This is a genomic window from Oleiphilus sp. HI0043, from assembly GCF_001634935.1.
Genome location: NZ_LWEY01000358.1, coordinates 1 through 15,193, shown reverse-complemented (window position 1 = coordinate 15,193; position 15,193 = coordinate 1). Strand labels below are relative to the sequence as shown.

Here is a 15,193-nt window from a genome sequence, read left to right as displayed (position 1 = left end):
AAACGTCCACGAGCCGTACCTTGATCCAAATATAGGTCAGACATTTCCATATAGTTCAAAGACCAGTGGTCTTTGAACTATATGGAAATGTCTGACCTATATTTGGATCAAGGTACGGCTCGTGGACGTTTGACGCCTCTCAAGGTAAGTAACGATGAGCAAAGCTGGTATGAACTTGGTGAGCCGCGCGAAGCCGATTTGGCTGAGTTAGACGTCATTCTTATGCGTAAGGATCCACCCGTTGATTCAGAGTTTATTTACGCTACGCATATTCTAGAACGGGCCGAGCAGCAGGGAGCTTTAGTATTAAATAAAGCCCAAAGCTTGCGAGATTGTAATGAAAAGCTATACGCGACTCTTTTCCCCCAATGTTGCCCGCCTGTTTTGGTCTCGAGAGATCAGCAACGCTTGAAAGCGTTTTGTAAGCAGCATGAAGACGTCATCTATAAACCCTTGGATGGTATGGGAGGCGCTTCTATTTTCAGAGTGACTCTGGGGGACAGTAACCTAAGTGTGATTCTCGAAACGCTGAGTCAGCATGGCCAGCAACAGGTGATGGCGCAAAAATATTTGCCTGAGATAAAGAATGGCGATAAGCGTATACTTATTATTGATGGTGAGCCGGTTGCTTTTGGCTTGGCGAGAATTCCGGGGCAAGGTGAGTCGCGAGGCAATTTGGCTGCAGGTGGTCGTGGAGAAGTGCTGCCACTGACTGAACGTGACTATTGGATCGTTGATCAGATAAAAGATGATTTACTAGATAGGGGCTTGTTATTTGTAGGTATCGATGTGATTGGTGATTACCTGACAGAAATAAATGTCACCAGTCCAACCTGTATTCAGGAAATTGAAAGGGTTAGCCAAATCAAAATTGCTGATAAGCTAATATCGACGATTGAGCAGAAATTGAGTGCTAGTAAAAAGTAATATGAAGCAAGAGACGCAATCTGTAGGGGAGCTAAATTGGCAGTGGTAGCACGAGCAATGGGTGTTAGCGATACTGATCGTCTTAGTTTTACGGTTTTTGTCGCGCTGGCCTTACATAGCTTAATTATCCTGACCGATTTTCTGGAAGAAGATCCGGAGCCCGTGGCGTTTACTATGGAAATTACGCTTTCTCGCTTTGAGGATGAGACCAAGCCAGATAAGGCGGACTTCTTTGCCGAGACCAACCAGCTTGGCAGCGGTACGCTAGAAGAAAAAGCGAGAGTCACGACGCCGATTGAATCGAAGCAGTTCAATGCCCTGGAGCAATTAGCCAGCTCTCCAGCGCCAACACAAGACAGTATAGAAAAGCGTGATAAACAGGTGATCAGCTCGGTATCGGGCGAAAGGCTAAGACCCAGCCTGTTTGATCGTGTGCAAGAAGAAAATAAGCCCACCGAAGTGCAGCCTCGAAAGTCCATTCTGGAACGAAGCCTCGAAATAGCTGAACTGGAAGCTGATTTAGATAGGCAGAGGCAAAATTATGCTAAACGCCCAAGGGTGACTCGCTTGACCGCAGCCTCGACAATGAAAGCGGTCGATTCTCAATATGTGGCGCACGTTGTCAGTAAGATAGAGCGGACAGGCAGTCTGAACTTTCCTGAAGATGCCGGGAAGCGCTTGTATGGTAAACCCCGCGTCTCAATTTCTATCTATTCCGATGGCACGATTAAAGAGGTTGTCGTGTTACAGAGCTCAGGAGATCTAGTTCTGGACTCCAAAACCAGAGATATTGTTCATCGAGCGGCGCCCTTTGCGCCCTTTCCAAAGAATGTAAGAAAAGAGCGAGATGTATTAGAATTGATTCGCACCTTTTCTTATAACAAGAGTGGAGTATCCAGCTATTTGTAGCCATTTAGAAAATCAGTTTCTGATCGCAATGCCCCAGATGAAAGATCCAAACTTCTCAGGGTCTCTGACGTATATTTGTGATCATAGCAGCGATGGCGCAATGGGCGTTGTGATTAACCGCCCTACCGATATTGGCTTGGCTGAGTTACTCGAACAGTTAGATATCAGTATGACGATTGATACTGATGCCAAAATTTACGCTGGCGGGCCGGTCCAAAGAGATCGTGGTTTTATCTTTCATGATGGTGAAAAATGTTGGCAATCTACGCTAGAGTTATCATCCGGACTGAAACTCACCACATCTAAAGACATCCTTGAAGCCATTGCACAGGGAACCGGGCCACAAACCTATCTGGTTGCCCTTGGCTATGCTGGTTGGGGAGAGGGGCAGTTAGAAGGTGAGCTCACAGAAAACACTTGGTTAACTTGCCCCGGGTCTCAGGACATATTGTTTGCTGACGACGATAGCAAAAAACTGACAATGGCGATGGATATTCTCGGTATTAAGGCAGACCAGCTCAGTGGCCAGATAGGTCACGCTTAATGACCAATGAAGCCTTGACCTACTTATGTTTTGACTTTGGTGTAAAGCGCTTCGGTGTTGCCTGTGGGAATAGCCTACTTAAAACCGCATCAGAGCTTGCTCCCATTAAAGCCAGAGAGGGGATTCCTGACTGGGAAGTAATTGAACAATTGGTAGAAGAATGGAAACCGACAGGCTTTGTCGTTGGTTTACCTTTGAATATGGATGGCTCTGAAAGCGATATGTCATTGCGAGCGAAGAAGTTCGGTAAGCGCTTAAAAGGCCGTTTTAATAAACCGGTCGATATGATGGATGAGCGGCTCTCAAGCTTCGAAGCTAAGCAGGCGGTGAAAGCTAGAACGGGTCGGTACGTAGATTTTGGGGATCACTCGGTTGACGGTGCCGCAGCATGTTTAATACTAGAAAGCTGGTTTGCAGCAATGAGTGACAATAAAGGAACTGACAATGCATGATGAACAAGCTGTAGAAGCCTTATTGGGTGCGATGTCACAGCAACTAAGCCATTATTTGGCAGAAAAGAATATCACTGACTATGAGTTTGTCGGGATTCGCACCGGCGGTGTTTGGGTCGCTAAGGCTATTCAAAAAAGTTTGGCGAATGAAAAACTGATTGGTGAGCTTGATATATCTTTCTATCGCGACGACTTTACTCAAATTGGTTTGAATCCAAAAGTTGAGCCATCTAGCTTGCCCTTCGAAACAAAAGATAAGCATATCGTTTTATTCGATGATGTCTTAATGTCTGGCCGTACTGTGCGTGCAGCGATGAACGAACTATTTGATTACGGCAGACCAGCAAGTATTACACTGGCCGTACTGGTAGATGTAGGGCGTCCGGAGCTTCCAATCGCACCTCATGTGGTTGGGGCGAAATTATCTTTAGCCGAGGGGCAGCGTATAAAGCTTATCGGTCCAGAGAATCTACACCTAAAAATACAGTAACTACATTTCAACGACGACGGTTTTTAACAGGAAATTTTCATGCAGGCGCCTATTCAACTAACTAAGTCAGGAAGACTCAAGCACTTCTTGACGGTATCTGGGCTCAGTAAAGAGCTCCTGACAGAAATTTTGGATACCGCAGACTCATTGATCGAAGTTGGCGAAAGGAACATCAAAAAAGTTCCCCTTTTGCGTGGCAAAACTGTCGTGAATCTTTTCTTTGAAGCCAGTACACGGACTCGAAGCACCTTTGAATTGGCTGCCAAGCGTTTATCCGCCGATGTACTTAATCTGGATATTAATACCTCTGCTACCTCAAAAGGCGAATCGCTTTCGGATATGCTGCGTAATCTCGAAGCGATGGCCAGTGATATGTTTGTTGTTCGACATGCCTCGAGTGGTGCCGCGCATTTTATCGCAGAGTCTGTCACACCTGGTGTGGCTATTGTGAATGCAGGAGATGGTTGGCACGCCCACCCGACACAAGCAATGCTGGATATGCTGACTATTCGTCAGAATAAGGGGCAATTCGAGGGCCTGAAAGTCGCAATTGTGGGTGATATTTTGCATTCAAGAGTTGCACGATCCCAGATTAGAGCGCTGAATACACTCGGTGTTGATGAAGTAAGAGTGATAGCTCCTAATACCTTGCTGCCGAAAAGTGTCGAGTCATTGGATGTTAATGTCTATAACAATATGGATGAAGGCCTAAAAGACCTTGATGTGATTATTATGCTTCGATTGCAGCGTGAACGAATGCAAGGAGCTTTGCTACCGAGTGAGCAGGAATACTTTCAGCTTTATGGCTTGACTCGTGAGCGCTTGGCACTAGCCAAACCTGATGCAATTGTAATGCACCCGGGGCCGATTAACCGCGGCGTTGAGATCGAGTCGGAAGTTGCAGATGGCGAGCAGTCAGTGATCCTGGATCAGGTCACTAATGGTATTGCTGTAAGAATGGCGGTTATGTCGATGGCAATGAGTGGTCAAACGGAAGAGAAAAACAGTGAGGAGTCAAAATGAGCATGCTTCTTAAAAATGGTCAGCGTCTAGTTTTCTCTGACTCCGGCGCGTCCTGGGCTCCTTTTGAAACCTTGCTGATTAAAGATGGTCTGATCGAGGCAATCGATGTTGCCGAGATAAGTGGCACTCCTACAAAAGAATTGAATGGAGCCTATGTATTACCAGGCTTGATTGATCTTTCTGTCGCTTTGCCAGAGCCAGGAAACTCCATAAAAGGCAGTATCGCAAGTGAAACCAAAGCCGCCGCCGCGGGTGGCGTGACGACCTTATGCTGTACTCCAGAAACCCGGCCGGTCAATGACTCTCAAGCTGTGTCAAAGTTGATTAGAGAGCTAAGCGCACAGACGGACTATTGCAGAGTTTTACCAATTGGTGCGTTGACGCAGGGACTAAAAGGAGAGCAGTTAGCTACCTATTCATCCCTGAAGAAAGCGCAATGTGTGGCTTTGAGTAACGCTTACAACCCGCTTAAAAATTTAGCCGTGACCAAGCGCTGTTTTGAATATGCAAAAACGCATGAGATGAGCGTTTTTGTGAACCCTGTAGAGCCCTCATTACAACAAGGGGTCATGCATGAAGGTGAAGTAAGTACCACCGTTGGCCTGCAAGGCATTACTTCTTTGGCTGAAACCATCGCCGTTGCGCAATTGATTCAGTTAGCTAAAGCAACGGGAGTGCATCTCCACCTTTCTCAATTGTCGGCGGCTGAATCTGTTTCTCAGCTTGAGCAAGCAAAAGCTGCAGGTGTAAATATTACGGCAGATGTTGCGATTCAGAATCTACTCTACACCGATGAGTGTATTGAGGATTTTAATAGTGTTTATTATTGCTTACCGCCGTTAAGAGAAGAGCGGGATCGTTTAGCACTTGTTGATGGTGTAAACCGTGGTGTGATTGATGCGATCACCAGCGCTCATCGTCCACATGAGGCTGCAGCGAAACAAGCGCCTTTTGCTGAAACTGAAGCGGGAATGAGTAATATAGAATTTCTTTTGCCCTTTGCCATGCGTTTAGAGGACAGCGGAGAAATAAGTCTGCCCAGATTTATTGAAGCGATGACTCGAGGGTCTAGCAAGGTTTTACGCAGGAACTGTCCGAAAATAGAAGTAGGAGCCGTGGCTGACTTATGTGTTTTTTCTCCTGAAGGTGAACGTCAGTTGAGTGCTGACAAAATCATTTCTCATGGAAAAAACACACCTTTAATAGGAAAAAGTTTGAAGGGGCAAGTACTCACAACTATTCTAGATGGTAGGATTTCTTTCGAGTTAGATTGATTGCACCTTACACATAGGATTGGAGAATAAGGTATGGGTATTATCGGATTCCTTGGCTTTGTTTGTGTTTTATGGGGGCTTTACGTATTAGCAAAAAATACTAATGAAAGCCTTGAACAGCAGAAACAAATGCTGATAGAGCTGAAGCAACTAAAGCTATTAGCTGAGCGCGTGAGTGAGAGAGAGCCTAGTCCGCCGAAAATATACCAGGTAGAAGATACGCGTCAGCCTAAAGATAATGGTGAGGATAAAGCAGAAACGGAATGTGAAGTTAGCCTTAGTAAGCAGCTGATTGATATTAATCAGGATGACATTGTCGTTTTGCAAACATTACCGGGTGTGGGTAAGGTTCTGGCGCAAAAGATTATTGATGGCCGGCCCTATGAATCTATGGATGCTTTATTGAAGGTACAGGGGATTAGTCAGGATTTATTAGCGAAGCTACAGGTTTCGATAAAACTTTAGTAGAAATAAAAAAGAGGCCTTGAAAGCCTCTTTTTTGAATTTGGCTCAGGCCAGCTAGCCGTTCACTGCATCTTTCAGTGACTTGCCAGGCTTGAAGCCAACAGACTTGCTTGCAGCAATCTGGATTGTTGCACCAGTTTGAGGGTTTTTACCAGTACGAGCACTTCGCTCTCTGACTGAAAATGTGCCGAAACCGATCAGGCTTACGGTATCATTTTTGTTCATTGCATTGGTGATTTCATCGGTCAGAATATTCAGGACTTCACCGGCTTTTTCTTTGGTTAGGTCCGCTTTTTCAGCAATGGCAGCAGCAAGTTCAGGTTTTTTCATGAATTTTACCTTAATTGAGATTGTTGTCTTAGGTACACGCCAGACAGGGTCTGCAGTCCAGAGGACTTTGTACACCCTAAAGATAGTCCAGATCGCTTTGCTTGCAATGGGTAAAAGTAAAAAAAGCAAAATTTGTTAAAAAATGAAATATCTGTGAACTTGTTTCAAATTGGTAGCCATATTGAGTTTTGATTTACGGAACCCGCGTATAATTTTGGCACGAATTTTAATCTTTGTGCCATCGATCTCACTAAAATTCTATCAAGTCGTAGATAATCCGCGATTGCAGAAAGTATCTGAATGTTTTTAGGAGCCTATTGTGAAGCTGAATAGCAGCCGTACATATATAAAATGGATTGTTCTTTCCGTAGTGTTGTCGTCTTTACTGGGCGGCTGTAAAGCGATTAACCAGTTTTTGGTTAAGCCAATGGTTAAACCTACAGGTGATGCGATAACCCTGTTGGCCGAGGCGCACGTTGTACCTCAGTTGTTGACGACTGATGACTTGGTTGCGGGTTGTACTGGTGCTGAAGCGCTGGGAGCGATGGTTGAATCAATTGGCCGAATCACTGAAGAGCCCTGGGAGCTGGAAGTGCTTCTAAACTTAGGTGCTGGTGGTTGTGAAGAAGCAAGAGCTTTTGAACAAGAGCTTGCGTACTTGCGATACATTCGTGGACAGCAGCCAGATATGGCGCAAGATTCATTGATCGCCCAGAAAAATCACCATGTAAGAGCTGCGAAGCGTTATTACAAAGGCTGGCTGGCCTTGATTCAGTTTAATGGAGGTTTAGAAATTGGTGGTGAGTGTCCTGATCTTGAGCAAGAGTTTGATCAGATTGTTTGGTTGGCGGGATTGATTAATGGTCTTTTGTCCTTGAACCACGATATTCTCTCGGGTGTTGGTACCGGGGTGCCTAAAAACATTGCGGCACAAGCAGAACGTGGTGCGGGTTGTTTGGATAACCGGGCGTGGTTTGGCGTCCCTTTAGCGTTAAAAGCAGCGGTTTGGAGCTTGTTACCTGGTGCATTACCAGAGGGTGAAAATGCTTGGGAGCGATTGGAGCAAGCTGACCAGATTGGTGAAAATGCGCATATCCGTTTGGCGCACGTTTTCCATATTATCGCCGCTTATTCTAAAGGTGACATGGAGCGTGTAAGAACGGTTATTAAGCGACATGCTGAGCACATCACTAATCATAAAGCGAATAAGCAGTATCGTTTATTGGACGTAGCAGCAACAGAAGCGATCACCCGAATTTCAGATAAAATGTGGACAGAAAATATGGGGCACCGAACTCCAGTTGGTCAACTTGGATCTTTCTGGGATGAGAATGCCGCTGATGATATCGAAACTGTTGAACTGGATGACTTGTTTTAAAAAATGAGACTTGTATCACCTTAATATGCTTGAATCAAGGTGATTTGCCCATTTTTGAAAAAAAGAAAGTCAATCTCCAGCTAGTCTGCTACTAAGGAATGCCGGTATAATCTACCGGCATTTTTTTTTTGGCTAATAATAAACCAATTCATTTTTCGGGGAGAAGGGACTACGTGGCTTCCAATACACAAAGCGGCCGCTCAATTTCTGAGTGGCTATCGTCATTACCAGCTTGTATTTTGTTGTTACTGGTTGTTGTTTTTAGTACCAGTAGTGATATCCATAATCAGATATTACAGGTTGGGGAGCATTACTGGCCGGGCTACTATAAGCTTCGAGTTGATCCTGTCGCACCTACCTGTGATCCAAACGTTAATGTTGAAGAGCAGTTGCAAGCACGTTTGGCTCAAACCGAAGATGATGATTTAGGTTTAGATCTATTCGATGCTGCACCTGTCGATCCGGACTTAATTCGTACCTCTATCGAGAATGCACGTCAGGATTGTCAGAATAAATTTACAGCTTACGAAGAAATAAGCGATCGTATTACCCCGAGCGTTGAAGCATTCAGAGCAGTAGAGTTGTTTGTTTCTGACGCGATAGGCGTTGGCTTAGTTTCCCAAAAGTTCATCCTGATAACCTTGATCTTTTTGTGTGCAATGACGGCAACCTTGAAGCGCCACCATATTGCCATGCGCCCGGTCTTGCACCGACTTGATCACTATGTGTCGAGCTCTGCACAGGTTATTGCTAATTGTGTTTTGTTGACTTCGGTTTTTGCCTTCCGGGAGTTGGCTCACTCAGATGGTACCAACCTCCCGTCTGAAGAAGCGATGCTGCATAACTTCTGGGTATATGGCATAGCCTTATTGTTGATCGTCAGTATCTACAATTTGATTAAGGTGCCTGCTCACCTAAAACCTGGCGGTAATATTGGCTATGCTTTGTTATCGGTTCCTCTCTATTCCACGATGGCCATCATTGCGGGTATTTTCTTCTTCTCTCATGGCCACATGCCAGGGATAGGTATCTATCTGAATACACTGATGGACCTGGCGGACATGTTCCTGAACGTTGGTTTGTATGTCTGGATAGGTATGCTCTTGAAACAAACCCGTTTTGCCGGTTTGGTTCTGAACCTGTTTAAGCCTTGGAAAATGCCTCCGGAAATGTTGGCTTTTGTTGTGGTTGTTCTTGCTGCTGTACCGACTGCCTACACAGGTGGCTCTGGTATCTTCGTTATCGCTGCTGGTGCAGTAATCTATCACGAAATTAGAGCAGCTGGCGCACGCCGCAATCTGGCACTCGCAGCCACGGCGATGTCAGGTAGTATGGGTGTTGTATTGCGACCATGTTTGCTTGTTGTTGTTATCGCGTTCATGAACCGTGAAGTAACGACCGACCAACTATTTGGCTGGGGTGTATGGGTCTTTGCGCTAAGTGCCTTTATGTTCTTTATTATGGTTATGTTTGTGAACCGTCAGAGCAAGATTCAATTAGCCTCTGTTGGTGATGCACTGCCAGAGACATTTTCGCAAATTAAGCCTCTCATTCCTTACATCCTTTGTATGGGTGGCGTTATTATGTTCTATAACATGGCCTTAAACGTTCAGTTGGATGAGTTCTCTGCAGCGCGAATCTTACCTGTGATGATGATCGTTATTCTTATTTTTGAACATATCACCAAGAAAGACATGGTGAGTGAAGATGGTAAGTCAACCGAGCCACATAAAGGTATTGAATACTGTGTGCGTACAGCCACCAACCAGACAACGGCTGAAATTGGTGCCCTGCTACTATTGGTAGCTTGTAGTATCTGTTTGGGTGGTATGATCGAACGAACCGGTGTTGTTGAGATGTTCCCAAGTGACTTCTCAAGTATCTGGACAGCAATGGCCCTTATGGTGTGTGCGTTGGTTGTCATGGGTATGATTATGGAAGCCTTTGGTGCGGTAATTCTGGTAAGCCAAACAATCGCTACGGTTGCTTACCAGGCTGGTATTGATCCAATTCACTTCTGGATGATGACTTTGGTTGCCTTTGAGTTGGGTTACTTGAGCCCGCCGGTAGCATTGAATCACTTGTTAACACGCCAAGTGGTGGGTGAAGAAGAAGCGCTTAAAGCTGATGAAGAAGTTAAGGATGGTACCTTCTACCAGCGCAATGAGCGTATTCTGATGCCAATGATGACAATGGGCTCAGTATTGCTCATCGTGGCCTTTGGACCTCTACTGGTTGCCTACTAAGTTGAGTTAGGCAAATAAAAAATCCCCGCAAGTCGGGGATTTTTTTTGTTTATAATTTACTGAAGAGATGAGTACCTACTCAATTGATCGCTTTCGTATTTTTCTTAAGGAGCTAAAAACTTACTATGAGTGTAATAAAAATAGTTTGTCCAAAGTGCTGTGTTAGCAATAAGTTGCCGGAAGAGAGACTTAAAGAAAAGCCAAAATGTGGAAAGTGTAAGTCAGCGTTATTTCTTGGAAAAGCAATGGATATCACTGCGCAGAATGTCGCTGCTGTTGTTGGTCATAATGAGATCCCGGTGATCGTGGATTGCTGGGCCTCGTGGTGTGGGCCTTGTATGCAATTCGCTCCAACGTTTGATGCAGCAGCCAAGAAACTAGAACCGAAGTTACGTTTTGCAAAACTGAATACTGAAGTGCATCAACAAGTAGCTGCCCGTTGGCGAATACAATCTATCCCGAGTTTATTAATCTTCAAAGGCGGGAAAGAAGTTGCCAGGATTTCTGGAGCTTTACCCTTAGCCCAATTAACGAAATGGATAGAAGAAAACATTTAAGAGAATGTTTTCAATTATAGTTTGCTAGTTGCTCTCTACTCCCAGCTTTCGATGACGAGCTTCCCTATTGTTTTTCCTTGCTCTAGTTGGGCATGAGCCTGGCGTAGAGTGTCTGCGCAGATAGGCGATAATATTTGATTCTGTGTGGAGATGAACTCACCTTCGTCAACGAGCCGTGCCACTTCGTTAAGAATATGATGTTGCTCGATCCGGTCTGGTGTCTTGAACATGGCTTTGGTGAACATGAACTCCCAAGCGAAGCTCACTGACTTTGATTTCAGTTTATTCATTTCCAAGGGGGCCGTATTGTCAACAATGCAGCAGATTCTTCCAAGCGGTTTGATTACGTCTATCATAAGATCGAAGTATTGATCGGTGCTATTACAGCAGAGAATATAATCAACGCTAGGAATACCAATATCAGAAAGTTGTTTATCTAAAGCTTTGCTATGATCGATTACATGTTTGGCACCCATTTTCTCGCACCAAGCTTTGCTTTCAGGGCGAGACGCGCTTGCGATAACTTCAAGCCCGGCAAGCTTTGTGGCGATTTGAGTGGCGATCGAACCAACACCGCCTGCACCACCGATAATTAAAATCGTGGGTTTGGCGTGTTCTGCTCTTGAGCCATCAATTGAAATATTTAACCTTTCAAAAAGGGCTTCCCAGGCCGTAATTGCTGTGAGTGGAAGGGCTGCGGCATTAGCTGAATCAAGGGAGCGTGGTGCATAACCTACGATGTTTTCATCGACTAAATGAAACTCACTATTGCAACCTTGCCGTGTAATATCGCCGGCATAGAACACCCTGTCACCAGGGCTAAAAAGGGTGACGCTTTCACCTACGGAAACGACTACACCACAAGCGTCCCAACCAAGTATTTTGGTCTCTTCTAGAGTTTGCGATTTTGGCCCCCGAACCTTTGTATCAACAGGGTTGACGCTAATGGCTTCGATTTTAACTAGTAGGTCGTGCGCGGTGGGGTGAGGCATATTCGCTTCGAAGTCGATTAAGCTTTCAGGGTCTTCAATTGCTAGATATTGGTTTAGGCCAATCGCTTTCATAAGGTTATCACTCTGGGGTTTTGATTAAACAATCATGGCAAAACACTAGGCATCCAGCAAGTTATCAAGCGACATATCATAGCCGGGAGCAAAAACTTCAAGAAAGTAGTGTACTGGTGCAAGGTTCATATCATTAAGGCGTGAACTGATTTCCTGTTCAGCTTGTTCAAACTCGCGGTTTCCTGCACGCAATTCTGCCCGGCATTTAAGAAGAGCGGAAAGTCGGTCAGCGGCTTTGAGCAAAACCAGGTAGTGCTCCGGGAGCGTATCTTCAAGCAGGATACTACTAAAATCTTGATGCAAGGAAGCAGGCAGCAGGGCAAGCAACTCATGCTGTGCTTTCTCTTCGACCCCTTTGTAAGCGGTACGCATCGCCTCGGAGTGATATTTTACCGGTGTAGGCATGTCGCCAGTGATGACTTCTGTCGCATCATGATAAAGCGCAACGACAGCCAAATGGTTTGCATCTATTTTATTATTTAGATCGCAGTCTTTGTTATGAATGATTGCCAAGATATGAGCTATCGTAGCGACTTCCCATGAGTGCACCGCGACATCCTCATGAATTGCATTACGCATTAGACTCCAACGTTTAATCCATTTAAGCCGGCTGACATAGGCGAAGAAGTGGCTAATAGTTTTGTGCATGGCTTTCTCTATGTTTGCGAATGGGTTTAGTTGGGCTTGATTGTAAAAATCGAGGCTACTGTCGGAGCCTGTTCGGCAGACGGGGACTCTTTTGAGGCTTCACTCGTGACAACTTTAGGTTCGAGGGTGAATATCCGTTGCTCTGGAATTCCGCCAATCTCCACCAAGGAACTAGCGATGGCCAGTGCCCTACTCTTCGCAAGCACTGCTAGTTTATCTTCGCCAAGCACCTGCCCACCAGGTTCTAGATCGACACTTCTATCTGCTACGCCCCGTACTTCAATACTTAAATTAGGACGCTTCTTCAAAGCTTCAGCAAGCTTAAGAATCTTCTCACTTTCAAGCGCATCGATTGACGAAGACATAGCAGAAAAATTCACAGATGATATGTCATCAGAACCTTCAACCAAGGAGCCTAGGATAGAGAAAGGGCTGGTTACCACTTTGGTAATCAGGTTTGTGAAAGCTGTTAGCAGTACGCCGCCAAAGCTGAAGCTCGGGTCACTCAAGTCTCCACTAATTGGTAGGTCGATATCTATTTCACCATCGAGGTTTTTCATAATACCTATAGCCAGAGGAAGTGGTAAGACTGTGGCATCGGGGCTATCGACAGACTTTCCAAAGTTAAATTGATCTATAAAGACTTTATTGTCCGCTTTCAGCTTAGAGCCCTTGATGTCGTAAGCCAGGTCAAGATCCAACTTGCCTTTATCGATCAGGTAGCCAGCATACTTAGCCGAATATGGACTGGCGGTACTTAGGTCAATATTGTTGACCTGAATATCTAAGGCAGTATTAGGTTGAGCGCTGAGTGGGTTAGTTGTGCCATTAATGGCAATTTTTCCATAGGTATCGAGGTTTCCAGATAGTGCTACTTTTGAGTGGGCATCAATGTCTGAAGAAATATTAGTGATGTCGCCGGAGAATTGCTCGACATAAGTATTAAAAACCGGTGTTAATGAAGCATCGATATAGTCGAAGCGGCCTTCTTCAATAATAATTCGATTGATGGCAATATTCGCAGGCTGACTTGCTTGGTCTTGTTCTCCTGCTGTTTCGCTTTTGTGCTCTTCTTGCGAATGATCTTCTGTTACAGTGTTTCCTTCTTCTGTCTCACTCGGTTTTGATTTACTTAGTTGAGCCAGGCTCATCTCGCCTTTTTCAGAGATTTTAGCTCTCGCATAGGGCTTGGAAATTTGTACTGTTTCAACTGAAATTGAAGGGGCTTGCTGCTCGCCTGCCAGCTTAAGCTTGACGCCTTTTAGAGCGAAGGTCTTGAAGCCGGCTACCTCTTGTCTTTCAATACTCTCCTTTATATCAAGGTTATTGACTGAAGTATTGCTAGTGATTTCTCCAGACAAGCCTGAGTCTGTCATGCTTAATTGATAGTTTGATGATAGATCCAGTTGACCTTGTTCAAGCAGCACATTGAGTTGCTCACCTATATATGGTTGTGACCAGTGTAATGGCAGGGCTGAAAGTGAAAGATCACCTTCGACATTGAGTGGTAAGGCAGCCAATTGGCCTGAAAGACTTTGCTTGGCCCCTCCGGTATTAAAGGAAGCATTATAGGAAAAGGCTTTATCAAGTTCGTAGGAGACCTTTCCAAGCTCAAGGTATATATTTTCGAGACTTATATCGGCGGGTGTTTCCAGGCTAGCGTCTTGCCAATTGATCAGCCCTTCTTTTAGCTTTATCGATGTCACTGACCACTTGAAAGGTGCTTCCTGAGTCGAGTGACTTGTGTCGTTGCTGGTTTTTGCTATAGGCTCTGAGGCCTCACTTTCGTTGGTATCAGTAGCAAGCTTTTCTTGTTGAAGTGGACGTAGCAAATTTATTTGTGAGGTCTCATCCTTTTTAGCAAATAACACGGGCTTTTCTATTAGCAAGTTGCCCAGCTTAGCTGTACGTTCTTCCAGATTAAAATTGATAGGGCTAAGCGACACTGAATCGAGTGTAAATAAGCTCTCTGTATCTTGAGTCTCAGCCAAGGCAATCTGAGAAAGCGACACCGAGCCAGTTTCGATCAGCAGGTGTGATCTCTGGTCACTAAATTCAGTATCGTAGCTGCCTTCTAGTGAAATTAGTGCGTTATTAAGTGAGTAGGGAGAGAAAGGTTTGACGTAATGCCAGAAGCTTGAAGAGCGAAGATTGCTCAAGGCCAAAGAGCCTTTAGAAGAAAAAGGGGCAATGCCAATTTGTCCCTTCCATGAAAGCTCTTGACCCTGGCCTAGTGAGAGGTTTAGTGAGTAGTTGCCACCATCATTATGGTCTGTCGAGAAGTCCTTTAATGCGAGATTGAGAGGCTCAAGCTTTAGCATAAAGGTTTCATCGCTAGAGCGATCGGTAAAGTTGACCAGTCCATGAGAGATAGAGATCAGGCCGAAAAAGAAGGCTAAAGGCTCTGAGTTATCGACTTCCTCTGGCGCTGCCTCGCTGTCAGCTTTTACAAAGTCACGCTGGAAATTTAACAGACCTTGCTCGTCAAGCTGAGCATTGATACTAGGCCTCGTCAAACTGACTTCATCAAAAGCTATGCGCCCCCCCAATGAACCGAGGGCGCTAAAGTTGACGTAGAATCGATCAAAGCTGACGCTATCTTGCTGGAACTCATCCTTAGCTTGGAAACCGTGAACGGCTAGAGATAGTGCGTAAGGGTTGAAAACAACTGATTCGATTTGCGTATCCCAGGCTGCAATATCCTTAAGGGAGTTGATGGCCTGCTGCTTAACAATATAAGGTACAGCAAACCAGCCGAATACACTGTAGATTAAAAAGAAAAGAATGAGCCAGAACTTCTTGGATTTGAAATTAAGGATGGTCGACACAGTGTAACCCTCTAGAGTGGCTATTTTAGAACAGAACCTTGAACCGCGAAGCTGACAT

15 protein-coding genes are annotated in these 15,193 nt (G+C 45.0%); 11 read left to right on the top strand and 4 right to left on the bottom strand.

What is annotated here, in order from left to right; genetic code table 11:
- Window positions 1–72: 72 nt before the first annotated feature.
- The 8 genes from gshB to A3729_RS04970 are packed head-to-tail and all read left to right on the top strand — an operon-like array spanning window position 73 to window position 6,084.
- Window positions 73–927 carry a glutathione synthase gene (gshB, locus tag A3729_RS05005; RefSeq protein ID WP_369820079.1) on the top strand — a complete coding sequence of 285 codons (855 nt, stop codon included), beginning with the start codon at window positions 73–75 and terminating at the stop codon, window positions 925–927.
- Between the two features lie 42 nt (window positions 928–969).
- Entirely contained in the window at window positions 970–1,836 is an 867-nt protein-coding gene (locus A3729_RS05000; protein WP_231872330.1) for a TonB family protein, read from the top strand.
- A gap of 37 nt (window positions 1,837–1,873) precedes the next feature.
- A complete protein-coding gene (locus A3729_RS04995) occupies window positions 1,874–2,380 on the top strand; it encodes a YqgE/AlgH family protein (RefSeq protein WP_231877339.1) in 507 nt (168 codons plus the stop codon).
- Window positions 2,380–2,832, top strand: coding sequence for a Holliday junction resolvase RuvX (gene ruvX / locus A3729_RS04990; RefSeq protein WP_068508683.1), 453 nt, complete (start codon window positions 2,380–2,382; stop codon window positions 2,830–2,832). Before A3729_RS04995 ends, ruvX begins: the two co-directional genes overlap by 1 nt.
- The gene (gene pyrR, locus A3729_RS04985) at window positions 2,825–3,322 is read left to right on the top strand and encodes a bifunctional pyr operon transcriptional regulator/uracil phosphoribosyltransferase PyrR (RefSeq protein WP_068508682.1); all 498 of its coding nucleotides are present in this window, start codon (window positions 2,825–2,827) and stop codon (window positions 3,320–3,322) included. Before ruvX ends, pyrR begins: the two co-directional genes overlap by 8 nt.
- Window positions 3,323–3,361: 39 nt before the next feature.
- The gene (locus A3729_RS04980; RefSeq protein ID WP_068508681.1) at window positions 3,362–4,345 is read left to right on the top strand and encodes an aspartate carbamoyltransferase catalytic subunit; all 984 of its coding nucleotides are present in this window, start codon (window positions 3,362–3,364) and stop codon (window positions 4,343–4,345) included.
- Entirely contained in the window at window positions 4,342–5,619 is a 1,278-nt protein-coding gene (locus A3729_RS04975) for a dihydroorotase family protein (protein WP_068508679.1), read from the top strand. The genes A3729_RS04980 and A3729_RS04975 overlap by 4 nt, the downstream gene beginning before the upstream one ends.
- 33 nt (window positions 5,620–5,652) lie before the next feature.
- Entirely contained in the window at window positions 5,653–6,084 is a 432-nt protein-coding gene (locus A3729_RS04970) for a helix-hairpin-helix domain-containing protein (protein WP_068553658.1), read from the top strand.
- Window positions 6,085–6,138: 54 nt separating this feature from the next.
- On the opposite strand, the gene A3729_RS04965 is transcribed toward A3729_RS04970, so the two are convergent.
- The gene (locus A3729_RS04965) at window positions 6,139–6,414 is read right to left on the bottom strand and encodes an HU family DNA-binding protein (RefSeq protein ID WP_068508677.1); all 276 of its coding nucleotides are present in this window, start codon (window positions 6,412–6,414) and stop codon (window positions 6,139–6,141) included.
- A gap of 319 nt (window positions 6,415–6,733) precedes the next feature.
- Here A3729_RS04965 and A3729_RS04960 point away from each other — a divergent pair, with 319 nt between their 5' ends.
- The 3 genes from A3729_RS04960 to trxC all read left to right on the top strand — a co-directional run bounded on the left by A3729_RS04960 (window position 6,734) and on the right by trxC (window position 10,595).
- Window positions 6,734–7,792 carry a hypothetical protein gene (locus tag A3729_RS04960; RefSeq protein WP_082865257.1) on the top strand — a complete coding sequence of 353 codons (1,059 nt, stop codon included), beginning with the start codon at window positions 6,734–6,736 and terminating at the stop codon, window positions 7,790–7,792.
- Window positions 7,793–7,965: 173 nt separating this feature from the next.
- Window positions 7,966–10,038 carry a TRAP transporter large permease subunit gene (locus tag A3729_RS04955; protein ID WP_068508676.1) on the top strand — a complete coding sequence of 691 codons (2,073 nt, stop codon included), beginning with the start codon at window positions 7,966–7,968 and terminating at the stop codon, window positions 10,036–10,038.
- Window positions 10,039–10,163: 125 nt separating this feature from the next.
- Entirely contained in the window at window positions 10,164–10,595 is a 432-nt protein-coding gene (trxC, locus tag A3729_RS04950; protein WP_068508675.1) for a thioredoxin TrxC, read from the top strand.
- A 35-nt stretch (window positions 10,596–10,630) separates the two neighbouring features.
- On the opposite strand, the gene A3729_RS04945 is transcribed toward trxC, so the two are convergent.
- From A3729_RS04945 to A3729_RS04935, 3 genes are read right to left on the bottom strand one after another with little or no spacing between them, the layout of a single operon-like run.
- The gene (locus A3729_RS04945) at window positions 10,631–11,659 is read right to left on the bottom strand and encodes a zinc-binding alcohol dehydrogenase family protein (protein ID WP_068508673.1); all 1,029 of its coding nucleotides are present in this window, start codon (window positions 11,657–11,659) and stop codon (window positions 10,631–10,633) included.
- Window positions 11,660–11,704: 45 nt separating this feature from the next.
- Entirely contained in the window at window positions 11,705–12,307 is a 603-nt protein-coding gene (gene yfbR / locus A3729_RS04940; protein ID WP_068508671.1) for a 5'-deoxynucleotidase, read from the bottom strand.
- A gap of 26 nt (window positions 12,308–12,333) precedes the next feature.
- A complete protein-coding gene (locus A3729_RS04935) occupies window positions 12,334–15,135 on the bottom strand; it encodes a DUF748 domain-containing protein (RefSeq protein WP_068553676.1) in 2,802 nt (933 codons plus the stop codon).
- Between the last annotated feature and the right edge of the window lie 58 nt (window positions 15,136–15,193).

What these genes read in the sequence shown, in the direction of transcription:
- A3729_RS04970 (WP_068553658.1), top strand. Translation starts at nt 5,653, where the DNA reads ATGGGTATTATCGGATTCCTTGGCTTTGTTTGTGTTTTATGGGGGCTT.
- ruvX (WP_068508683.1), top strand. Translation starts at nt 2,380, where the DNA reads ATGACCAATGAAGCCTTGACCTACTTATGTTTTGACTTTGGTGTAAAG.
- A3729_RS04945 (WP_068508673.1), bottom strand. Translation starts at nt 11,659, where the DNA reads ATGAAAGCGATTGGCCTAAACCAATATCTAGCAATTGAAGACCCTGAA.
- trxC (WP_068508675.1), top strand. Translation starts at nt 10,164, where the DNA reads ATGAGTGTAATAAAAATAGTTTGTCCAAAGTGCTGTGTTAGCAATAAG.
- A3729_RS04995 (WP_231877339.1), top strand. Translation starts at nt 1,874, where the DNA reads ATGAAAGATCCAAACTTCTCAGGGTCTCTGACGTATATTTGTGATCAT.
- A3729_RS04965 (WP_068508677.1), bottom strand. Translation starts at nt 6,414, where the DNA reads ATGAAAAAACCTGAACTTGCTGCTGCCATTGCTGAAAAAGCGGACCTA.
- pyrR (WP_068508682.1), top strand. Translation starts at nt 2,825, where the DNA reads ATGCATGATGAACAAGCTGTAGAAGCCTTATTGGGTGCGATGTCACAG.
- A3729_RS04975 (WP_068508679.1), top strand. Translation starts at nt 4,342, where the DNA reads ATGAGCATGCTTCTTAAAAATGGTCAGCGTCTAGTTTTCTCTGACTCC.
- yfbR (WP_068508671.1), bottom strand. Translation starts at nt 12,307, where the DNA reads ATGCACAAAACTATTAGCCACTTCTTCGCCTATGTCAGCCGGCTTAAA.
- A3729_RS04980 (WP_068508681.1), top strand. Translation starts at nt 3,362, where the DNA reads ATGCAGGCGCCTATTCAACTAACTAAGTCAGGAAGACTCAAGCACTTC.